The sequence below is a fragment of the Streptomyces sp. NPDC045968 genome (assembly GCF_056430475.1).
The window spans coordinates 574,087-594,172 of the sequence record NZ_JBWKLF010000001.1 but is presented as its reverse complement, the minus strand read 5'-3'; the positions used below and the strand labels follow the sequence as shown (position 1 = coordinate 594,172).

At 72.5% G+C, this 20,086-nt stretch carries 20 protein-coding genes; 11 read left to right on the top strand and 9 right to left on the bottom strand.

The features are described from left to right. Positions 1-23: 23 nt before the first annotated feature. Positions 24-1,283: an NAD(P)/FAD-dependent oxidoreductase gene (locus AC07FA_RS02480; protein ID WP_479072818.1), complete on the bottom strand. Its 1,260-nt coding sequence runs from the start codon at positions 1,281-1,283 to the stop codon at positions 24-26. A gap of 338 nt (positions 1,284-1,621) precedes the next feature. Between AC07FA_RS02480 and AC07FA_RS02475 the strand changes: the two genes are divergently transcribed. Then, the gene (locus tag AC07FA_RS02475) at positions 1,622-2,152 is read left to right on the top strand and encodes a hypothetical protein (RefSeq protein ID WP_479072817.1); all 531 of its coding nucleotides are present in this window, start codon (positions 1,622-1,624) and stop codon (positions 2,150-2,152) included. On the opposite strand, the gene AC07FA_RS02470 is transcribed toward AC07FA_RS02475, so the two are convergent. Together AC07FA_RS02470 and AC07FA_RS02465 are read right to left on the bottom strand one after the other, a co-directional pair. Next, on the bottom strand, positions 2,133-3,443 hold the full coding sequence (locus tag AC07FA_RS02470; RefSeq protein ID WP_479072816.1) for a deoxyguanosinetriphosphate triphosphohydrolase: 1,311 nt from the start codon (positions 3,441-3,443) through the stop codon (positions 2,133-2,135). The two genes, AC07FA_RS02475 and AC07FA_RS02470, sit on opposite strands and share 20 nt — an antisense overlap. Positions 3,444-3,480: 37 nt before the next feature. Continuing rightward, positions 3,481-4,404 carry a sirohydrochlorin chelatase gene (locus AC07FA_RS02465; protein WP_479072815.1) on the bottom strand — a complete coding sequence of 308 codons (924 nt, stop codon included), beginning with the start codon at positions 4,402-4,404 and terminating at the stop codon, positions 3,481-3,483. A 219-nt stretch (positions 4,405-4,623) separates the two neighbouring features. Between AC07FA_RS02465 and AC07FA_RS02460 the strand changes: the two genes are divergently transcribed. Continuing rightward, the gene (locus AC07FA_RS02460) at positions 4,624-5,325 is read left to right on the top strand and encodes a SanA/YdcF family protein (RefSeq protein ID WP_479073422.1); all 702 of its coding nucleotides are present in this window, start codon (positions 4,624-4,626) and stop codon (positions 5,323-5,325) included. 132 nt (positions 5,326-5,457) lie between these two features. Continuing rightward, the gene (locus AC07FA_RS02455; RefSeq protein ID WP_479072814.1) at positions 5,458-7,536 is read left to right on the top strand and encodes a molybdopterin oxidoreductase family protein; all 2,079 of its coding nucleotides are present in this window, start codon (positions 5,458-5,460) and stop codon (positions 7,534-7,536) included. Between the two features lie 32 nt (positions 7,537-7,568). On the opposite strand, the gene AC07FA_RS02450 is transcribed toward AC07FA_RS02455, so the two are convergent. From AC07FA_RS02450 to AC07FA_RS02440, 3 genes are all read right to left on the bottom strand, one after another. Beyond that, a complete protein-coding gene (locus AC07FA_RS02450) occupies positions 7,569-7,991 on the bottom strand; it encodes a gamma-glutamylcyclotransferase family protein (protein WP_479072813.1) in 423 nt (140 codons plus the stop codon). Further along, positions 7,988-8,326, bottom strand: a complete 339-nt coding sequence (gene cutA, locus AC07FA_RS02445; RefSeq protein WP_479072812.1) for a divalent-cation tolerance protein CutA — start codon at positions 8,324-8,326, stop codon at positions 7,988-7,990. The genes AC07FA_RS02450 and cutA overlap by 4 nt, the downstream gene beginning before the upstream one ends. A gap of 62 nt (positions 8,327-8,388) precedes the next feature. After that, positions 8,389-9,012: an NADPH-dependent FMN reductase gene (locus AC07FA_RS02440; RefSeq protein WP_479072811.1), complete on the bottom strand. Its 624-nt coding sequence runs from the start codon at positions 9,010-9,012 to the stop codon at positions 8,389-8,391. Between the two features lie 77 nt (positions 9,013-9,089). Between AC07FA_RS02440 and AC07FA_RS02435 the strand changes: the two genes are divergently transcribed. The 4 genes from AC07FA_RS02435 (at position 9,090) to AC07FA_RS02420 (ending at position 12,009) form a co-directional block, all read left to right on the top strand. Further along, entirely contained in the window at positions 9,090-9,881 is a 792-nt protein-coding gene (locus AC07FA_RS02435; protein WP_479072810.1) for an aminotransferase class IV, read from the top strand. A gap of 75 nt (positions 9,882-9,956) precedes the next feature. Beyond that, positions 9,957-10,418, top strand: a complete 462-nt coding sequence (locus AC07FA_RS02430; RefSeq protein ID WP_479072809.1) for a DUF5990 family protein — start codon at positions 9,957-9,959, stop codon at positions 10,416-10,418. A gap of 391 nt (positions 10,419-10,809) precedes the next feature. After that, entirely contained in the window at positions 10,810-11,370 is a 561-nt protein-coding gene (locus AC07FA_RS02425; RefSeq protein WP_479072808.1) for a hypothetical protein, read from the top strand. 15 nt (positions 11,371-11,385) lie between these two features. After that, positions 11,386-12,009, top strand: coding sequence for a class F sortase (locus AC07FA_RS02420; protein ID WP_479072807.1), 624 nt, complete (start codon positions 11,386-11,388; stop codon positions 12,007-12,009). A gap of 9 nt (positions 12,010-12,018) precedes the next feature. Here AC07FA_RS02420 and AC07FA_RS02415 read toward each other — a convergent pair whose 3' ends face one another. Further along, complete coding sequence (locus AC07FA_RS02415; RefSeq protein WP_479072806.1) at positions 12,019-12,810, bottom strand: sulfite exporter TauE/SafE family protein; 792 nt, start codon at positions 12,808-12,810, stop codon at positions 12,019-12,021. Positions 12,811-12,948: 138 nt separating this feature from the next. On the opposite strand from AC07FA_RS02415, the gene AC07FA_RS02410 reads away from it, so the two are divergent. The 4 genes from AC07FA_RS02410 to AC07FA_RS02395 all read left to right on the top strand — a co-directional run bounded on the left by AC07FA_RS02410 (position 12,949) and on the right by AC07FA_RS02395 (position 18,438). Continuing rightward, positions 12,949-14,190: an NAD(P)/FAD-dependent oxidoreductase gene (locus AC07FA_RS02410; RefSeq protein ID WP_479072805.1), complete on the top strand. Its 1,242-nt coding sequence runs from the start codon at positions 12,949-12,951 to the stop codon at positions 14,188-14,190. A gap of 1 nt (position 14,191) precedes the next feature. Continuing rightward, positions 14,192-16,777 (top strand): nitrite reductase large subunit NirB, encoded by a 2,586-nt coding sequence (gene nirB / locus AC07FA_RS02405; RefSeq protein WP_479072804.1) that lies wholly within the window; start codon positions 14,192-14,194, stop codon positions 16,775-16,777. Further along, positions 16,777-17,151, top strand: a complete 375-nt coding sequence (gene nirD, locus AC07FA_RS02400; RefSeq protein ID WP_479072803.1) for a nitrite reductase small subunit NirD — start codon at positions 16,777-16,779, stop codon at positions 17,149-17,151. Before nirB ends, nirD begins: the two co-directional genes overlap by 1 nt. Before the next feature lie 120 nt (positions 17,152-17,271). Beyond that, positions 17,272-18,438 (top strand): alkaline phosphatase PhoX, encoded by a 1,167-nt coding sequence (locus tag AC07FA_RS02395; protein ID WP_479072802.1) that lies wholly within the window; start codon positions 17,272-17,274, stop codon positions 18,436-18,438. Positions 18,439-18,463: 25 nt separating this feature from the next. Here the strand turns inward: AC07FA_RS02395 and AC07FA_RS02390 are convergent, their stop codons facing one another. Both AC07FA_RS02390 and AC07FA_RS02385 read right to left on the bottom strand, forming a co-directional pair. Then, positions 18,464-18,874 (bottom strand): VOC family protein, encoded by a 411-nt coding sequence (locus AC07FA_RS02390; protein WP_479072801.1) that lies wholly within the window; start codon positions 18,872-18,874, stop codon positions 18,464-18,466. Between the two features lie 134 nt (positions 18,875-19,008). Beyond that, entirely contained in the window at positions 19,009-20,010 is a 1,002-nt protein-coding gene (locus tag AC07FA_RS02385) for an ArsR/SmtB family transcription factor (RefSeq protein ID WP_479072800.1), read from the bottom strand. Positions 20,011-20,086 lie beyond the last annotated feature (76 nt).

Sequence of the window (20,086 nt, the reverse complement as noted above, 5' to 3'; positions counted from 1 at the left end):
TCCTCCCGGCCGCCCCCGCGCAGTCAGAGCAGGGACTCCAGCGGCACCGACGGGTCGGCGAGCGCGTCCGGATCGATCTGCCCGCCGGCCCGGATCAGCTGCTGGATGGCCTCGGTGACGTCCCAGACGTTGACGTTCATCCCGGCCAGGACCTTGCGGTCCTTGAGCCAGAAGGCGATGAACTCGCGCTTGCCCGCGTCGCCGCGGATGACGACCTGGTCGTAGCTGCCGGGCGGCGCCCAGCCCGAGTATTCGAGGCCGAGGTCGTACTGGTCGGAGAAGAAGTACGGCACCCGGTCGTAGGAGACCTCCTGGCCCAGCATGGCGCGGGCGGCGGCGGGGCCGCTGTTCAGGGCGTTCGCCCAGTGCTCCACCCGCAGCCGGGTGCCGAGCAGCGGGTGCTGCACGGCGGCCACGTCGCCCGCCGCGAAGATGTGCGGGTCGGAGGTCCGCAGCGAGGCGTCGACGGCGATGCCGCCGCCGTGCGCCCGGTCCGCCAGGTCGAGCCCCGCCGCCTCGGCGAGGGCGGAGCGCGGTGCGGCGCCGATCGCGGCGAGCACGTCGTGGGCGGGGTGCTCCTCGCCGTCGTCGGTGCGCGCGGCGAGGACCAGACCGTCCTGGCCGGTGATCTCGGTGAGGCGGGCACCGAAGTGGAAGCGGACGCCGTGCTCGCTGTGCAGATCGGTGAAGATCTGGCCGAGCTCGGGGCCGATGACCTGGTGCAGCGGGGTCTGCTCGGGTTCGACGACGGTGACCTCGGCGCCGTAGCCGCGGGCCGCCGACGCGACCTCCAGGCCGATCCAGCCGGCTCCGGCGATGACCAGGTGGCCGTTGTCCCGGCCCAGGGCGGCCAGGACGTTGCGCAGCCGGTCGGCGTGGGCGAGGCGGCGCAGATGGTGCACGCCGACCAGGTCGGTACCGGGGATGTCGAGCCTGCGGGGTTCCGCGCCGGTGGCCAGGAGCAGCTTGTCGTAGCGGATGACGGTGTTGTCACCGAGCTGCACGGAACGGGCGGCGCGGTCGATGGCCGTGACGGGCTGACCGAGGTGGAGTTCGACGTCCGCCCCGGCGTACCAGGCCGTCTCGTGGACGAAGACGCTGTCCCGTTCCTCCTTCCCGGCCAGATAGCCCTTGGAGAGCGGAGGCCGTTCGTACGGATGGTCACGCTCATCGCCGATCAGGATCACCCGGCCGCTGAACCCCTCGGCACGGAGTGTTTCCGCTGCCTTCGCTCCTGCCAGTCCTCCGCCGACGATGACGAACGTGCGATGTGCGTCGACCACTTGTGCCTCCTCGGTGCTGGGTGCTGTGCTCCGCCGCCACCCTGCGAGCGTCCCGCACACAGCGTGATGGCGAAAGGGGGTGTGCCCCGATCAGGTCACACCCCGTGGTCATGGGGCCAGTCTGCCGACCGGGGCCGGCGCCGCGTGGAGCAGGGTCCCCGGCGGAAGTCATGTGCCCCCAGCACACCACTTGAGGCGCGGTCGGCCGCCGCCGCCGCGCCCCACGGCAGCGGCCGGCTGGCGGGCCCCGCCAAAAACCCCTGGGCGGGGCCCGTCTGACGGGTATTCCGGTCTGCGCGCGAAGGGGCACCACCGACCTGGAGACCGGGATCGACCAGGTGCTCTCCACCCCGGCCTCCCGGATCGGCCGGGAGATCGCCCGGCTCTACGGGCCGGGCCGGATACCGTGCGGCGCGCGGCGGCTGGCGGCCGGTGACATCGGGGCGCTCGCCCGGCTCGGCGAGGGGCTGCGCCGCTACCACGCGGTGGCGGTGAAGCCGTGTCTCGCCACGATCGGGGCGGTGGTCGCGGCGGACCGTCCGGTACGCGCCGGGGCGGCGCTGGCCGCCGGTACGGACGGGCTGCTGGCCAGCTACGGGCCCGGGCTCTCCTGGCGGGCGGAGAGGCGGGTGCTGGAGGCCCCGTATCCCGTGCGGTGGGAGCTGCCGCTCGGCGGACGGGCGCTGACGGTGATCCCGGCGTTCTTCTGCGTACGCTTCCCCGTCGTCCTCGCCGATCCGCTGCTGCCGCCCGTGCTCGTCCATCGGCGCACCCGCCTGGGCGACGCCCTGATGAACGGTGGGGCCGGCGGGCGGACGGACGGGTCCCGTGGCGGGCGGGCGGTCGCGCTCAGGGGCGGTGCAGGGTGAGCGTCGTGTGCAGGGAGAGGGCCGAGGCGTCGGTGAGCGCGGCGATCTGGTCGACCAGGACTCTCTTGCGGGCCCGGTCGTCCGCCGCGGCCTCGTACTGCGCGCGGAACTGCGGCTCCAGCCCTTCGGGTGCGCGGGCCGTGAGGGCGGCGGCCAGTTCCGCGATGACGATGCGCTGCTCGGCGCGGATGACCTCCTGCTCGGCGCGCTGCATGACATAGCGGTCGGCGACGGCCTTGAGCACGGCGCATTCGTTGCGCGCCTCGCGGGGGACGACGAGCTCCGCGTCGTACCGGCTGAGGCGTCCGGGGCCGTGGTGCTCGAACGTGGCGGCTTCGGCGGCCTGGCAGAACCGGCCGATGAGCTGGCTCGTCGCGTCCTTCAGCCGGGCCTGGGCGACGGCCGAGCCGTCGTAGCCGTGCGGCCACCAGTCCTGGTCGACGAGCCGGTCGAGCGCCTCGGCGAGCTCCTGCGGATCGGTGTCCGCCGGTACGTACCGGCCGATGGCGACCGCCCAGATCTCGCGCCGCTCCGGCTCGGCGAAGAGGCAGTTGGGGTCGATGTGCCCGGCGTGCAGCCCGTCCTCGAAGTCGTGCACGGAGTAGGCGACGTCGTCGGCCCAGTCCATGACCTGGGCCTCGAAGCAGGTGCGGTCCGGCGGCGCGCCCTCCCGGACCCATGCGAAGACCGGCAGGTCGTCCTCGTACACCCCGAATTTCGGGGAGCCGGGGTCGGTGGGGTGGCCGCCGCGCGGCCAGGGGTACTTCGTGGCGGCGTCCAGGGCGGCGCGGGTCAGATTGAGCCCGACGCTGACGAGCTCGCCGCTGCGGGGCTCGCGCACGAATCTCTTGGGTTCGAGGCGGGTCAGCAGGCGCAGCGACTGGGCGTTGCCCTCGAAACCGCCGCAGTCCGACGCGAAGTCGTTGAGCGCCTGTTCCCCGTTGTGCCCGAACGGCGGGTGGCCCATGTCGTGGGAGAGGCACGCCGTCTCGACCAGGTCGGGGTCGCAGCCGAGCGCGGCGCCCAGTTCGCGGCCGACCTGGGCGCACTCCAGGGAGTGTGTGAGCCGGGTCCGGGGGCTGGCGTCCCAGGCACGGCTGCGTGTGCCGGGGGTGACCACCTGGGTCTTACCGGCGAGCCTGCGCAGGGCCGCCGAGTGCAGGACGCGGGCGCGGTCGCGCTGGAACGCGGTGCGGCCGGGCCGTTTGTCGGGCTCGGTGTCCCAGCGCTCGGTGTCCCGGGCCCCGTATGCGGCCGTGTGCGTGTCGTGGCTGCCGTGCGTACCGTCCATGGGTCCGACAGTAATCGGCGGGGCTGACAAACACGGGTCAGGCGGAGGTCAGGAGCCGCTCGTTCACCGGGGATTCGTATCCCAGTGCCCGGTCGTACCGGTGCAGGAGCAGCCGCGCCATCGCCGGGTGCGCGCCGAGCGGCGCGGCAGCGGCTCCGGGTGCGGCCGCGGCCGCCGCGGTGGCGAAGCGGCCGGGTGCGGTGAAGTACGAGGCGATGGCGACGCGGTGGTGGCCCCGGGCGGCGAGGGCGCGCACGGCGGCCGGGACGGTGGGTGCGGCGGCGGAGGCGTAGGCGGGCACGACGGGTACGCCGCCGAGCCGGTCGCTGAGCATCCGGGCCGTGCGGCGGGTGTCGGTGGCGGAGTCCGGGTCGCGCGAACCGGCGGCGGCGAGCACGACGGCGGCGCCGCGGCTCGTCCCGTCCTCCGGGTGCCAGCCGGTTTCGACGAGCCGGCCGTAAAGCGCCTCGACGAGCAGCGGATGCGGGCCGAGGGGTGCGGCGATCCGGCTCCGCAGGGCGGGTGCGGCGGCAGCGGCGGCGGGCAGGTCGTGCTTGACGTGGTGGCCCCGGCCGAGGAGCAGCGGTACGAGTACGGCGTCGCCCGCGCCCACGGCGGCCAGGGTCGTCGGCAGGAGGGGCTGGTTCAGCTCGATGTGGCCGAGGCGGACGTCGAGTCCGGGGCGGAGCTCCCTGACCCGGTCGAGGAGCTCCAGGACGGTGTGCAGGGCCCGGGGGTCCCGGCTGCCGTGCGCGACGGCGACCAGCGTCGGGGCGGGTACGCCGCCGGCCACGGGGGCGGGGCGGGCGGGCTGCCGGGTGCGGTGCATGGGCCTGCGGGTTCCGTTCAGGGAGACGAGGCTGAGCTGGGTGCCGAGCTGATCGGTGATGCGGGTCAGGAGTTGCGCGGTGCTGTCGAGGGACAGGGGCTCACGGGGATGTTCCGATGCCTGCGCCGTCATGAACCGATGGTGCCGGTCGGACGTTGCCGTGCCGTTGCGCGAGGGTGACGGGTGTTTGCCATGGGCTCACGGCGGATCGCGCGGACGAGTGAACTCTTTCGGCCTGTCGTTCGTCCGGTCATAGGGGACAGCAGAACGTGATGACGACGGACCACCAGGGGGGCTTGCGTGCCGAGGGGACGACTGCGATGGCCGGGAACGCCCGGATGGGCGGGACGGCTGGGACGACGGCGGGGGTGGCCGGTAGGGCTGAGGCCGTCGCTGCCGCGGACCCGCCGCGCGCAGCGGCTGGTCGTGCAGGGGCTCATGGTGGCCTGCGTGGTGGGCCTCGCCCCCGCCACCTGGATGCACGCCACGGCCGACGCGCGGGTACGGACGACGGCCGACGCGCCCGTGCGGAAGGTCGCCGTGGTGTTCGGGGCGGGTCTGTGGCGGGGCAGGCCCTCGGCGTATCTCGCGCACCGGCTCGACGCCGCCGCCGAGCTGTACCGGACGGGCAAGGTGAAGGTCGTGCTGGTCACCGGTGACAACAGCCGGGCGGAGTACGACGAGCCGGACGCGATGCGGACGTATCTGACCGGGCGCGGGGTGCCGGACGGGCGGATCGTCAGCGACTACGCCGGATTCGACACCTGGGACTCCTGTGTACGGGCCAAGAAGATCTTCGGGGTCGACCGGGCGGTCCTGGTGAGCCAGGGATTCCACATCCGGCGGGCGATCGCCCTGTGCCGTACCGCCGGGATCGACGCGTACGGGGTCGGGGTCGACGCCGTACACGACTCGACCTGGTACTACGGCGGCGCGCGGGAGATGTTCGCCTCGGGAAAGGCGGCGCTGGACGTCCTGTTCAGGCCGGACCCGCAGTTCCTGGGGCCGCGTGAGCGGGGGGTCACGGAGGCGCTCGCGGCGGACGGGGGGTAGGGCGGGAGGACCCGGAGGAAGGGCGGGAGGACCCGGACCTCACCGCCGGGTCCGGGACGGGCTGAGGTGGGTGTACCTGGGGCGTAACCGGAAGCGTCCGGCCTCGTAATACCCGGCTCGCACGCTGGGCGTATGGCCCGCACCGAGACTTCCACCCACTGTCCGTACTGCGCCCTGCAGTGCGGGATGAATCTGCGACCGGTCACCGATGGCGCGGTGGTCGAGGTCGTGGAGCGTACCGACTTCCCCGTCAACCGGGGAGCACTGTGCGGCAAGGGCCGGACCGCGCCCGCCCTGCTCTCCTCCGCGGTACGGCTGACCGGGCCGCTCGTACGGAACGCCGCGAGCGGCGAGCTGGAGCCGGCCGGCTGGGACGAGGCCCTGGAGCGGATCGCCGACGGGCTGCGCGGGACCCGGGCGGCGCACGGAGCGGACGCCGTGGGGGTGTTCGGCGGGGGTGGGCTGACCAACGAGAAGGCGTACACGCTCGGGAAGTTCGCCCGGGTGGTGCTCGCCACCTCGCAGATCGACTACAACGGCCGCTTCTGCATGTCGTCGGCGGCCGCCGCGCACCAGCGGGCCTTCGGCCTCGACCGCGGACTGCCGTTCCCCCTGGAGGACATCCCCCGCACCGGGTGCGTGATCCTCGTCGGGTCGAACCCCGCCGAGACGATGCCGCCCGCGCTGCGCTATCTGACCGAGCTGCGCGAGAACGGCGGCAAGCTGATCGTCATCGATCCGCGCCGTACGAGGACCGCGGAGCAGGCCGATCTCCATCTGGCGCCCAGGCCGGGCACCGATCTCGCGCTCGCGCTCGGCATGCTGCATCTGGTGGTGGCCGACGGCCGGGTGGACGAGGAGTTCATCGGCTCCCGTACGAGCGGGTGGGACGAGGCCAGGGCCGGGGTCATGGCGCACTGGCCGGAGCTGGTGGAGCGCATCACCGGGGTGCCGGTGCCGCAGCTGCGCGAGGCCGTGGAGATGTTCTGCGGTGCGGAGACCGGCATGGTGCTGACCGCCCGGGGCCCCGAGCAGCAGGCGAAGGGCACCGACACGGTCGGTGCCTGGATCAATCTCTGTCTGGCCACCGGCCGGGCCGGCCGTCCCTTGTCCGGCTACGGCTGTCTGACCGGTCAGGGCAATGGGCAGGGCGGCCGCGAGCACGGCCAGAAGGCCGACCAGCTGCCCGGTTACCGCAAGCTCACCGACCCGGCGGCGCGCCGCCATGTGGCCGGGGTGTGGGGCGTGGACCCCGATGCGCTGCCGGGACCCGGCCGCAGCGCCTACGAGCTGCTCGACGCGCTGGGGTCGGACGTGAAGGCGCTGCTCGTGATGGGCTCCAACCCCGTCGTCTCGGCGCCGCGCGCCGGACATGTCGAGGAGCGGCTGCGGTCGCTGGACTTCCTCGCGGTCGCGGACGTGGTGCTGTCCGAGACGGCGGCGCTGGCCGATGTGGTGCTGCCGGTGACGCAGTGGGCCGAGGAGAGCGGGACCACGACCAATCTGGAGGGCCGGGTCCTGCTGCGGCAGCAGGCGGTGACCGCTCCGCAGGGCGTACGCAGCGACCTGGAGGTGCTGAACGGTCTGGCCGCGCTCCTGGGGCACGGCAAGGGCTTCCCGACCGATCCGCGGGAGGTCTTCGACGAACTGCGGCGGGCCTCGGCGGGCGGCCCCGCCGACTACGCGGGCATCACCTACGAGCGGATCATGGCGGAGGACGGGGTGTTCTGGCCCTGCCCGGACGAGGGGCACTCCGGTACGCCCCGGCTGTTCCTCGACCGGTTCGCCACGGACGACGGGCGGGCCAGGTTCGTCCCGGTGACGCACCGCCCGGCGGCGGAGGAGACGGACGCGGAGTACCCGGTGGTGCTGACGACCGGGCGGGTCGTCTCCCAGTACCAGTCGGGGGCGCAGACCCGCCGGGTGACGGAGCTGAACGCGGCGGCGCCCGGCCCCTTCGTGGAGCTGCATCCGCGGCTCGCGGAGCGGATCGGAGTGGCCGATGGCGACCCGGTCGCGGTCACCTCGCGGCGGGGGCGGGCGGTGGCGCCCGCCCGGATCACCGTGGCGATCCGGCAGGACACCGTGTTCATGCCGTTCCACTGGGCCGGCGAGGGCCGGGCCAACACGCTGACGAACCCGGCCCTGGACCCGGTGTCGCGCATGCCGGAGTTCAAGGTGTGCGCGGTGCGGGTGGAGCCTGCCGGGTGAGACCGACCGGCGCCCAGGAGGTGGTGCCGCCCCTATGTGCCGGTCGGTCTCAGCCAGTTCCCGCCCGGGATTCCGGTGCCGCCCGTGCGCAGGGAGCGGGTGACGGCGGCGCCCGCGAGATAGACCCAGGCGGCGGTCGTGGCCGCTTCCACCTGGATGTCCCTGGCCGCCCGCTCGTACAGGTTGCGCGGGTGGCCGGGGCCCAGATACCCCTCCAGCTGGTCGAGCTGCCCGAGCAGTTCCCCGTACGCGCCTGGCGCCGGAGTGACGAGGGCGCCGTGGACGGTTCCGTGCCCCTCGATGGCGTACGGGTATCCGGGGCCCTCGTAGAGGAGCGCGCCCGGCAGCACGGCCGGTTCCTCCCGGGCGGTGCGGCCCAGGAGGAACCGGTCGTGGTTGCGCTGTCCGGGCAGCAGTGTGCCGTAGACGAAGAACGGCAGTTCGCCGACGGTCACAGCGCCACCACGGGTGCTGTCTGGGCCGTCACCCAGGAGAGGTAGCGGGCGCTGCCGCGCACCACGGGGGTCGCGATGATCTCCGGGGTGTCGTAGTCGTGCACCGCCTCGATGTGCGCCTCCAGCTCGTCGTACCGCTCGGCCGTCGTCTTGAACAGCACCTGCCACTCCTCGGTGGACTCGATGGCGTTCTCCCACCGGTAGACGGAGGTGACGGGCGCGGAGATCTGGGCGCAGGCGGCCAGCCGGGCTTCCACGGCGCCCCGGGCGAGGGAGCGGGCCTTCTCCTCGCTGTCCGTCGTGGTCAGTACGGTCAGCCATGCCGGCTCGGTCATCGTCGGGCTCCTCGGGAGTGCGTCCGAAAGGCGGTCTCCTCGCATTGTCGGCCGGGACGGGGTCAGGCGCCGTACGGGCGGCGCTTCTTGGCGTCGCGCAGCGCGTGGCCCCACCAGACCAGCTGGTCGAGCATGGCCTTGGCCGCCGCGTCGGGCGCCGCCGGGTCCTTGTGGCGGCCCTCGTCGTCGAAGTGGGTGCCCGCGTTGTGGAAGGAGACCGTGTCGCGCACCGAGACGGCGTGGAGCTCGGCGAAGACCTGCCGGAGCTGCTCGACGGCTCGGAGACCGCCGGAGATCCCTCCGTACGAGACGAAGGCGACGGGTTTGGCCTGCCATTCGGCGTGGTGCCAGTCGATCAGGTTCTTGAGCGGGGCCGGGAAGGAGTGGTTGTACTCGGGAGTGAGGACGACGAAGGCGTCGGCCTCGGCCAACCGGGGTGTGACGCGTGCGAGTTGGGCCTGGGCGGCAGCGTCGGGACGGTAGGAGAGGGCGAACGGGAGGTCCAGTTCGGCGACATCGATCAGTTCGGTCTCGATGTCGGGGTGGCCGGCCGCCCGGGAGAGGAACCAGTCGGCGACGACGGGGCCGAAGCGCCCTTCGCGGTTGCTGCCGAGGATGACCGCCACCTTCAACGGCGCGGTGGTGGCGGCGGAAACGGATGCGGATGCGGAAGCTGTGAGGTCCATGCCCAGAGGCTCGCGCCTCAACCAAGGTTGAGGTCAAGCCCGTCACGCATCGCGTGCCACGGCATACGGTGGACGGCATGACAACCACCCCACGGACGCCGTACGTCGAGGTCAACGGGCACCCGGCCACCGAGGACGATCTGCGCGTCGCCGCCTTCTTCGGTTACGGCCACTTCACGGCCATGCAGATCAGGGACGGAAAGGTACGCGGCCTGGATCTGCACCTCGCCCGGCTGGACGCCGGGAACCGGGAGCTGTTCGACCTGCCGCTGGACGGCGAGCGGGTGCGCGGGCTGATCGGGCACGCCCTGGAGGGTGCCGGGGTCCTGGACGGCTCCGTGCGGGTGCACGGCCTCCTGCCTCCGGGCGACACGGCGACGACGGTGATGGTGACGGTACGGGAGCCGGCCGCCGCGCCCGCCGCCCCGAAGAGCCTGATGTCCGTGCCGTACGCCCGCGCGGTGCCGCACATCAAGCGCGCCGGTGAGTTCGGGCAGACCTACTACGGGCGGCTGGCGGAACGGGCGGGGTTCGACGAGGCGCTGCTGACCGCGCCCGGCGGTGTGGTGACGGAGGGGTCCATCACCAACATCGCCTTCTGGGACGGCGGTTCGGTGGTCTGGCCGGACGCTCCCGCGCTGACCGGCATCACCATGGCGCTCCTGGAGCGGGGACTCGGCCCGGCCGGCTCGGTGCGGCGGCCCGTGACGCTGAAGGACCTGGGGGCGTACCGGTCCGCGTTCGTCACCAACTCGCAGGGCATCGCCCCGGTCAGCCGGATCGACGACCTCTCCTTCGAGGCCGACGAGGAACTGATGGGGCACATCGGGAAGGTGTACGAGGACGCGGCCCGGGACAGCGTCCGGTAGGCGAGCCGCGGAAGCCGCGGGCCCGGTCCGGACGTCGGGTCCGGGCGCCCGGGTCCGGTGCAGGAGCATGGGCCCATGCAGATCCACATCGAAGCCTCCGCACTCCCGGGCCGCGCCTGCGGGCCGGACTCCGACTTTCCCGGCTACGAGAACATCCACGTCGGCGTGCAGCGCAAGGACAGGCCGGGCGAGCTGCTCGGACTGCACCCCGGTGACGCTCCCTCCGCCACCTGGACGCTGGACTGCGTCACCGTGCCCACGGAGGAGGGCGTGGAGGTGTCGGGGCCGTACGTGCAGAACCGGCTCGGCGGGCGCTTCGTCTATCTGTCCTGGGGCACGGTCGACGACGCCGGGGTGTTCTCCATGTTCCGGCGGGCCAAGCTGATGTTCAGCGACATCGGTCCGGACGTCCTCGACGCGGCCGTACGGACCGGGCACCTCACCGCGCGGCTCCCGCTGACCGATGCGAAGGGGCAGCCCCTGTGCGGCCGCGTGCGCGCGCCGCACATCGTGTGGAGCGCCACGGGCGGCGCCTGAGCCGCTGGCACCCGGCGGACACGGCGCCGCCTCCACGGGCCCGAGGGGGGGAACGGGCCCGTGGAGGCGGTAGCCGTGGGGCGGCGGCGAGGGGGGATGCCGCGTCCCGTGGGGGGGATGTCCTTCGTGTGCCCCCGCCCTCCGAGGCCACACATGTGATCCGCGTCACACATCACTGGGGACTCTCACCCGATCGGCACGGGGTGCCCCGCAGCCGACCGAACAGCCCAGCCGTACCGCCACGACCTGCGTCGACTCCTCCGGGCAAGGGTGCCGCGCCGGTCCGTACGGGTGAAAGCTGACCTGCCGTCAGCAGGCGGGGGTCGCGCGGCGCCCGTTATCTCGGAGACAGGACACACCTGCTCGCGCCGTCTGCCCGGAGGAATCCCCCATGCGCAGTCCTGCCCGCCTCGTGACCGGTACCGCCGCCGCGGCGCTCACCGCCGCCGCGCTCGGCCTCACCCTCGCCACCCCGTCCGCGTACGCGGGAGACCTCGGCCGGCTGGAGATCACCCCGGCGACCGCCACCCCCGGCGCCACGGTCACCGTGAACACCACGGCGTGCGGGCCCGACGGCTCGGGCATCGGCGACGCGAACTCGCTGGACGCCGGTGACTTCGAGCTGAGCCCCGGCACCCACAAGGAGGTCGTGGTCGGCCGGTTCACCGTGCCGCACGACACCAAGCCCGGAACGTACGGCATCGGCGTCTCGTGCGACAACGGCAAGGAGGCCGGCGGCGACCTCGAAGTGACCGCGGGCGGTGGCCGCCCCACGCCCGACCCCTACAAGCCCGACCACAGCCAGCCCGCCGGGCACGTCAGGACCGGCGTCGGCGGCAGCGTCGGACCCGACACCACGCAGATCGCTGCGGGCGCCGGAGTCATCGCCGCGGCAGCCGTCGGCGGGGCGCTGCTGATGCGCCGCCGGGCCAACGGCACGCACGGCAACTGACGGGACACCACCGACGTGTCCCAGAAGGCCAAGGGCTGGCTGGTAGGCATCACCGTGCTGTGCGGCCTCTGGCTGATCCAGAACGGGTCCAACACCCTCCTGGTGCCACCCCAGCCGTCCGCCGCCGAGTCCTTCGCGGCCGGTCCGCAGCTCCAGCCGGGCTCCCCCGTCGCGGAACCGATGCGCCCGTCCGAACCGGTCCGCATCCGCATCCCCGGCATCGAGGTGGACGCGCCGATGATGCGGCTGGGACTGGGCGGGGACGGCAGCCTCGACGTGCCGCCGGACGGGAACCGCAACATCGCCGGCTGGTTCAAGAACGGCACCCCGCCCGGGGCCAAGGGCACCGCCCTCGTCGCCGGCCATGTCGACAACGCACAGGGCCCGTCCGTGTTCTACGCCCTGGGGGCGGCCAAGCGGGGCACCCGGGTCGAGATCGACCGCAAGGACGGGCGCACGGCCGTCTTCTCGATCGACGCGATCGAGGTGTACGACAACGAGGACTTCCCCGACCAGCGGGTGTACGGCGCCTCACCGCACGCCTCGCTGCGGCTCATCACCTGCGGCGGCGGATTCTCGGAGAAGACCGGCTACCAGGGCAACGTCGTGGCGTACGCCCATCTCACCGAGGTGCTCTGAGCGGCCAGGTCAGGCCGTCCACTGATCGAAGCCGAGCTTGGCGACTAGCGAGAACACCACGACCAGCAGCACCCCGCGAACGAACTCGCTGCCCTTGCTGAGCGCCATCCGCGCACCGAACATGCCGCCCGCCAGATTGAACACGGCCATCAGGGCGGCCAGTTGCCACAGCACCGTGCCCTGGTAGGCGAACATCGCCAGCGCCCCGCCGTTCGTGCAGACGTTGACGATCTTGGCGTTGGCGGACGCGGTCACCAGATCGAGGTGGAGCACGGCGGTGAGCGCGAGCACCAGGAAGGTGCCGGTGCCCGGTCCGAACAGCCCGTCGTAGAAGCCGATGCCGCCGCCCACCAGCACGATCGCGGTGACGGTACGGGCCCGGGTGACCTGCCGGCCCGTTCCGTCCCCGGCGGCCGCCGTGCCGAACGAGGGGCGCAGCAGTACGAAGGCCGCGACGCCGAGCAGCACCACCATGATCACCGGGCGCAGGACGTCGCTGCTGATCCCGGCGGCGAAGAACGCGCCGGCCATCGAGCCGGTCAGCGCCATGAGCCCGATCCGTACGGCCGTGCTCACCTGCACCGGCGCCTTGCGCAGATACGTCACGGCGGCGCCCGACGTCCCGACGATCGCGACCGCCTTGTTGGTGCCGAGGATGTGCGCGGCGGGCACCTGGGGCAGGCCCAGCAGCAGCGCGGGCAGAAGCAGCAGCCCTCCCCCGCCCACCACCGCGTCGATCCAGCCGGCCGCCGCGGCGGCGAGGCAGAGGAGTACGAGGGTGGTCAGGGTCATCTCAGGCATGTTCCCGACCCTAAGCTCACCGGCGGTCCGGCCGGCACGCCCCCTCACACACCTCCCGGCACCGCGCTGAGCGCAAGGTTCCTCCCGGGAAACAGCGGGGATGCGGTCGGGTAACACCCGCCGCGCACTCTCGTCGTCATGAGGACACAGACGGAGAACGCGGCACGTGTGGTGGTGATCGGCGCCGGGATGGCGGGCGCACGGCTCGCCGCCCGGGTCCCCGGTGTCACCGTCATCGGCGAGGAGGAGCACGCCCCGTACAACCGGGTGCTGCTCGCGGAGGTGCTGGCCGGACGGTACGCACCGGACGTGATCGCCCTGCCGCCCGCCGAGGTACGGCGCGGGGTCCGGGTGGTCCGTGTCGATCCGGCCGACCGGCTGGTGCACTGCGACGACGGCAGCGTCGTCCGGTACGGGCGCCTGGTGCTGGCCACCGGTTCCAATCCGGTGCTGCCGCCGCTGCGCGGTCTCGGGAACACGCTGCCCGACGGGGTGCATCCGTTCCGCACCCTCGACGACTGCCTGGCCCTGCGCGCGGCGGTACGTCCCGGTACGCGCGCCGTGGTCATCGGCGGCGGCCTCCTCGGGGTGTCCGCGGCCCGGGCGCTCGCCGAGTGCGGCGCCCAAGTGGTGCTGGCCCAGCAGGGCGAGCACCTCATGGAACGGCAGCTGGACGCCGAGTCGGCCGGGCTGCTGCGGCGCCACCTCGAAGCCCTCGGGGTCGAGGTCCACACCGAGTGCCGGGTCCGGGGCCTGCGCTGCTCGGACTCCGCGGTACGCGCCGTGGAGCTCGCCGACGGCTACGAGCTGGAGGCCGAGATCACGGTGCTGGCCTGCGGGGTCCGCCCCCGCACGGGTCTGGCCCACGCCGCCGGCCTCGACGTCCGCAAGGGCATCGTGGTCGACGACGAGCTGCGCACGTCCGACCCGTACATCCACGCGGTCGGCGACTGCGCCGAGCACCGCTCCACCGTCTACGGGCTCGCCGGGGCCGCGCTGGAACAGGCGGACGTCCTGGCCGAGGTACTGGCCGGCCGCCCCGCCCGCTACACCGGCACCCGGGCCCTGACCCGGCTGACCCTGCGCTCCCCCGCCCCGGAGCTCGTCGGCGCACTCCCCGCCGCCCCCGTCACCGGGGCGCTCGACCTGGCCGCGTTCGGCGACTCCCGGCCACTGCCGGGCGACGACGTGATCCGGCTGGCCGACGCCACCAAGGGCGCGTACCGCTCGGTCGTCGTCCGCGGCGACCGGCTGGCCGGCGGCGTGCTGTTCGGCGATCTGGGCGCGGTCGGCACCCTCGCCCGTACCTGGCAGAACGACGAAGCGCTGCCCGCCGACATGTCCCTGCTCCACCTGCTCACCAACGACGGAGGTCTCTGAGATGCCGGTGCCCACTTCCCCGAACGCTCCCGCCGCAGGAGTGCCGACGATCGTGGTCGTCGGGCACGGCATGGTCGGCCAGCGGTTCCTGGAGGCACTCGCCGACCGCGGCCTGACCGCGACGGCGGGCACCGCCCGGGTCGTCGTGCTCTGCGAGGAGCCCCGCCCGGCGTACGACCGGGTCCAGCTGACCTCGTACTTCTCCGGGAAGACCCCGGACGACCTGTCGCTCGTCGAGCCGGACTTCATGGCGCGGCACGGCATCGAGCTGCACCTCGGCGATCCGGCGGAGACCGTCGACCGCGAGGCGCGCCGGGTGGTCTCCCGCTCCGGGCTGGCCTTCACGTACGACACGCTGGTCCTGGCGACCGGCTCGTACCCCTTCGTGCCGCCGGTCCCCGGCAAGGACGCCGAGGGGTGCTTCGTCTACCGCACCATCGAGGACCTGCTCGCCATCGAGGAGTACGCGAAGACGGCGAAGACGGGCGCGGTGGTCGGCGGCGGGCTGCTCGGCCTGGAGGCGGCCGGAGCGCTCAAGGGCCTCGGGCTCGACACGCACGTGGTGGAGTTCGCGCCCCGGCTGATGCCGGTCCAGGTCGACGCGGGCGGCGGCGCCGCGCTGCTGCGCACCATCGAGAACATGGGCCTCACCGTCCACACGGGCGTCGGTACGCAGGAGGTCACCGCGGACGGGAACGGCGCGGTGAACGGCATGTCCCTCTCCGACGGCTCCTCCCTCGCCACGGACCTGGTGGTCTTCTCGGCGGGCGTACGGCCCCGGGACCAGCTGGCCCGCGACTGCGGTCTGGCGGTCGGCCAGCGCGGCGGCATCATCGTCGACGAGGAGTGCCGGACGTCCGACAGCGACGTCTTCGCGATCGGCGAGTGCGCCCTGGCCGCGGACGGCCGGGTGTACGGGCTGGTGGCGCCGGGATACGAGATGGCGCAGACGGTGGCCGGGGTGATCGCGGGCGAGCGGTCCTCGTTCACCGGCGCCGACCTGTCGACCAAGCTGAAGCTGCTCGGGGTCGACGTTGCCTCGTTCGGTGACGCGCACGGCGCGGCCGAGGGCTGCCTCGACGTCGTCTACTCGGACTCCCGCTCGGGCGTCTACAAGAAGCTGGTGATCGGCCAGGACGGCACCCTGCTCGGCGGGGTGCTCGTCGGGGACGCCGACCAGTACGGCACGCTGCGGCCGATGACCGGCACGGTCCTGCCCGTGGCGCCCGAGCAGCTGGTGCTGCCCGCGGGCGCGGGGGGCCCGGTCACGCTCGGCCCGTCCTCGCTGCCGGACGACGCGGTCATCTGCTCCTGCCACAACGTCACCAAGGGCGCGATCTGCGAGCACAGCACCCTGCCCGAGGTGAAGAAGTGCACCAAGGCCGGCACGGGCTGCGGGAGCTGCGTCAAGGTCATCGGCCAGCTGCTGCCGCAGAGCACCGACAAGGGCCTGTGCGGCTGCTTCTCGTACACCCGCAGTGAGCTGTACGAGATCGTCAGGACGCTGGGCACCACCTCGTACGCGGCGCTGCTCGACTCGCACGGCCGGCCCGAGGCACGCGGCGGGGACGGCTGCGAGATCTGCAAGCCGACGGTCGGCTCGATCATCGCCTCCCTGGCCCCCACGCTCGGCGCGAGCGGCTATGTGCTGGACGGCGAGCAGGCGGCCCTCCAGGACACCAACGACCACTTCCTGGCCAACCTCCAGCGCAACGGCTCGTACTCGATCGTGCCGCGCATCCCGGGCGGCGAGATCACCCCGGAGAAACTGATCGTGATCGGCGAGGTGGCCCGCGACTTCGGCCTCTACACGAAGATCACCGGTGGTCAGCGCATCGACATGTTCGGCGCCCGCGTCGACCAGCTGCCGCTGATCTGGACCCGGCTCGTGGACGCCGGCTTCGAGTCGGGGCACGCGTACGGGAAGTCGCTGCGGACGGTCAAGTCCTGTGTGGGGCAGACCTGGTGCCGCTACGGCGTGCAGGACTCGGTGAAGATGGCCATCGATCTGGAACTGCGCTACCGGGGCCTGCGCTCCCCGCACAAGCTGAAGTCGGCGGTCTCGGGCTGCGCCCGGGAGTGCGCCGAGGCGCGCGGCAAGGACTTCGGGATCATCGCCACCGCCAACGGCTGGAACCTGTACGTCGGCGGCAACGGCGGCGCCGAACCGCGCCACGCGGACCTGCTGGCCCAGGACCTGTCCGACGCCGAACTGGTCCGCCTCATCGACCGGTTCCTGATGTTCTACATCCGTACGGCGGACCGGCTGGAGCGCACCTCGACCTGGCTGGACCGGATCGAGGGCGGCCTCGACCACGTACGCGACGTCGTGGTCCATGACTCGCTCGGGATCTGCGCGGAGCTGGAACGGCTGATGACCGACCACGTGTCCGGCTACCGCGACGAGTGGGCCGAGACCATCAACGACCCCGAGCGGCTGCGCCGCTTCGTCACCTTCGTCAACGCACCCGACGCCCCCGACCCCTCGGTGAAGTTCGTCCCGGAGCGTGACCAGGTCAAGCCCGACCTGGACATCCTCGCGGGACCGGTGCTCGCCATCCGCACGCTTGAAGGGACCGCATCCTGATGACAGTACAGACGGCACGGACGACCGGGACGGCACAGGACCAGGACACCCGGGTGATCCAGCTCGCCCACGGGAACGGCTGGTTCACGGTATGCGACCGCTCGCTGCTGACCCCCGGGCGGGGCGTCGCGGCCCTGCTCCCGGACGGCCGGCAGGTCGCGCTCTTCGTGGACCGGTCGGGTCAGGCGTACGCGATCGACAACCGTGACCCGTTCACCGGGGCGTACGTGCTCTCGCGGGGCCTGGTCGGGTCCGCCGCGGGCCGGCCGTTCGTCGCCTCGCCCCTGCTGAAGCAGAGGTTCGATCTGGCGACGGGCACCTGCCTGGACGACGACGAGATCTCCGTACCGGTGTACGGGGTACGGGCGGACTGACCGCGTGCGCGGGCCGTTCACCGTCCGTTGACGCCCCGTCAACTGTGCCGCTCTACTGTCCTGACGCGCGACCCGCCGGCCGACCGGACGGCGGGCCCTCACGTCACCTGTGGAGTGATCGTGGAACGTCGGACCTTTCTGCGCACAGCGGTGATCGGCACCTCGGCGGCGGCCTTCGGCGGCACCTTGTGGCGGGGCGCCGCCTTCGCGGCCCCGGCCCAGCCGGGCCCCGGCCCGTACGGCGCACTGCAGCCGGCCAACGCCAACGGCATCCTGCTGCCCAGCGGTTTCACCAGCAGAATCATCGCCCGCTCGGGTCAGACCGTCGCCGGCACCTCGTACACCTGGCACAGCGCTCCCGACGGGGGCGCCACCTTCGCCGACGGCAGCGGCTGGATCTACGTCTCCAACGCCGAGGTCTCCTCGGGCAGCGGCGGCGGCGCGAGTGCCGTGCGTTTCAACTCCGCCGGCACCGTCACCTCCGCCTCCCGCATCCTGTCCGGCACCAACAACAACTGCGCCGGTGGCCGGACCCCGTGGGACACCTGGCTGTCCTGCGAGGAGGTCAGCCGCGGATTCGTGTACGAGACCGACCCGTGGGGCGTCGACGCGGCCGTGCAGCGTCCCGCGCTGGGCCGCTTCAAGCACGAGGCGGCGGCGGCCGACGCGGACCACGGCTACATCTACCTCACCGAGGACGAGACCGACGGCCGCTTCTACCGCTTCCGGCCCGCCACCTGGGGCAACCTGTCGAGCGGCACCCTTCAGGTGCTCGTGGCGGGTACCGGCACCTCGGGCCCGGTGACCTGGGCCGATGTCCCCGACCCGGACGGCTCGCCCACCCAGACCCGCTACCAGGTCTCCGGCGCCAAGGTCTTCAACGGCGGCGAGGGCTGCTTCTACGCGGCGGGCACCTGCTGGTTCACCACCAAGGGCGACAACCGGGTGTGGGCGTACGACGCCAACACGTCCTCGCTCTCCCTCGCCTACGACGACTCCCTCGTCACCAGCGGTACGGCCCCGCTGACGGGCGTCGACAACGTCACCCGGGCGGGCTCCGGCGACCTCTACGTCGCGGAGGACGGCGGCAACATGGAGATCTGCCTGATCACGCCGGCCGGCACCATCGCCCCGTTCCTGCGGATCAGCGGGCAGTCCGGTTCGGAGATCACCGGCCCGGCCTTCTCCCCCGACGGCCGGCGCCTCTACTTCTCCTCGCAGCGCGGCACGAGCGGGAGTTCGTCCGGTGGAATCACCTACGAGGTGACCGGGCCGTTCCGCAGCTAGTCCGTCGTCCGGCGGCTGTGGCGGGTCAGGACCGGCCCTCCACCGCCGCCGGGTCCATCCACATGACCTCCCACAGGTGGTGGTCGGGGTCCTGGAAGGAGCGGCCGTACATGAAGCCGTGGTCCATGGGCTCGTTGGCGGGGAATCCGCCGGAGGCGAGCGCGGTGTCGACGAGCTCGTCGACCTTCTCGCGGCTCTCCGCGCTCAGACAGAGGATGACCTCGGTCGACTTCGCGGAGTCGGCGATCTCCTTCTTGGTGAACTCCTTGAAGCGCGGCTCGGTGATGAGCATGGCGAAGATCGTGTCACTGATGACCAGACAGGCGGTCGTCTCGTCGCTGAACTGCGGGTTGAAGCCGTAGCCGAGCTTCCCGAAGAAGCCCTTCGTCGTCTCCAGGTCCTTGACCGGCAGGTTCACGAAGATCATCTGAGGCATGACGTCCCACTCTTCCGTATCGGTGCCGCGGTACTCGGTACTTCGCGGTGCTCTGTGGCGCTCTGTTCGGGCGCTTGCAATGGTTAGACGCCCGGGCCGCGCCGAACTCATCGCTCTGCGAACAGGGAATCCCGTCAGGACAGGGCGAGCGGGGCGCCGCCCCTGAGCAGTGACCCGCCCAGCGGGGTGAGGGTGTGCAGGACCGAGCTCCCGTTGCGCAGGGTGCGCACCAGGCCGGCTTCCCGCAGCACGCAGGCGTGCTGGCTCGCCGATGCCATGGACACCCCGGCCCTGCGGGCGAGTTCGCTGGTCGTGCAGCCGTTGCCGATGGCTCCGAGGACGGCCGAGCGGGTGTGCCCGAGGAGCCGGCCGAGCCAGGGGCCCGGTTCGGCGAAGACGGGGGCGCCGGGGTGGGTGACCGGATAGACGAGGACCGGCACGAGCCGTGGGTCGCGGTACACGACCGGGGTGCCGCGGCAGAAGAAGGAGGGCTGGAGCAGCAGCCCTCGGCCGTCCAGGCGCAGCTCGCGGTCGACGGGGTAGTCGGCCTCCAGCACGGGGGCCCGCCAGCGGATCATGGGCGGCAGGCCGGCCAGGAGTTCGTCGGCGCCCCCGTCGAGCAGGGCCCGGCCCCGGACGGCCCGGTCGGCCTCCACGCTCGCCTGGATGTGCGGCCAGTACGGCTCGACGGCGGCGCGGTGGTAGCCGCGCACGGCGGCGATGAGGCGGCCCAGCGGTTCGGCGCGCCCCTCGGAGAGCACGTCCAGCAGTGCCTCGGCCGAGCGGCCGCCCCGGCGCCCCTGCCCGGCGCGCAGGTGGGCCAGTTCGCTGTGCAGCCTGCCGACGGGGGTATCCCGGAGGGCTTCCATCCCGACGTCCAGCGCGAAGGGCTCGGCGCCCTGCTCGGAAGGCGTGAGAAAGTCCGGGAAATAGCCGCGCGGCGGTACCACCGCCGCCAGCAGACGTGTTTCACCATTCAACCGGGTGCGGGATTCTGTACGCCATTTCCCGAACAGCGTGGAAGCCCGCCGGTCCCTCAGTCGATGAAAACTGAGAATGGTTTCCCATAATGCGTCCGGCCGCGTGGCCATACGCACCTTGGAAAGGTCCATTCCGGACACATGGATACGCAGCACCGATCCCCCACCTGTTGCAACCGCAATCGCCCCGATTGAAGGGTATGCATACCGTCACACCACGTCACCACGGGGT

Excerpts from the sequence above, each read along its gene's own strand:
- AC07FA_RS02455 (WP_479072814.1), top strand. The coding sequence starts at position 5,458 with ATGGCCCGCACCGAGACTTCCACCCACTGTCCGTACTGCGCCCTGCAG.
- AC07FA_RS02435 (WP_479072810.1), top strand. The coding sequence starts at position 9,090 with ATGACAACCACCCCACGGACGCCGTACGTCGAGGTCAACGGGCACCCG.
- AC07FA_RS02470 (WP_479072816.1), bottom strand. The coding sequence starts at position 3,443 with ATGGACGGTACGCACGGCAGCCACGACACGCACACGGCCGCATACGGG.
- AC07FA_RS02410 (WP_479072805.1), top strand. The coding sequence starts at position 12,949 with ATGAGGACACAGACGGAGAACGCGGCACGTGTGGTGGTGATCGGCGCC.
- AC07FA_RS02425 (WP_479072808.1), top strand. The coding sequence starts at position 10,810 with ATGCGCAGTCCTGCCCGCCTCGTGACCGGTACCGCCGCCGCGGCGCTC.
- AC07FA_RS02390 (WP_479072801.1), bottom strand. The coding sequence starts at position 18,874 with ATGCCTCAGATGATCTTCGTGAACCTGCCGGTCAAGGACCTGGAGACG.
- AC07FA_RS02440 (WP_479072811.1), bottom strand. The coding sequence starts at position 9,012 with ATGGACCTCACAGCTTCCGCATCCGCATCCGTTTCCGCCGCCACCACC.
- cutA (WP_479072812.1), bottom strand. The coding sequence starts at position 8,326 with ATGACCGAGCCGGCATGGCTGACCGTACTGACCACGACGGACAGCGAG.
- AC07FA_RS02415 (WP_479072806.1), bottom strand. The coding sequence starts at position 12,810 with ATGCCTGAGATGACCCTGACCACCCTCGTACTCCTCTGCCTCGCCGCC.
- AC07FA_RS02465 (WP_479072815.1), bottom strand. The coding sequence starts at position 4,404 with ATGACGGCGCAGGCATCGGAACATCCCCGTGAGCCCCTGTCCCTCGAC.
- nirB (WP_479072804.1), top strand. The coding sequence starts at position 14,192 with ATGCCGGTGCCCACTTCCCCGAACGCTCCCGCCGCAGGAGTGCCGACG.
- AC07FA_RS02430 (WP_479072809.1), top strand. The coding sequence starts at position 9,957 with ATGCAGATCCACATCGAAGCCTCCGCACTCCCGGGCCGCGCCTGCGGG.
- nirD (WP_479072803.1), top strand. The coding sequence starts at position 16,777 with ATGACAGTACAGACGGCACGGACGACCGGGACGGCACAGGACCAGGAC.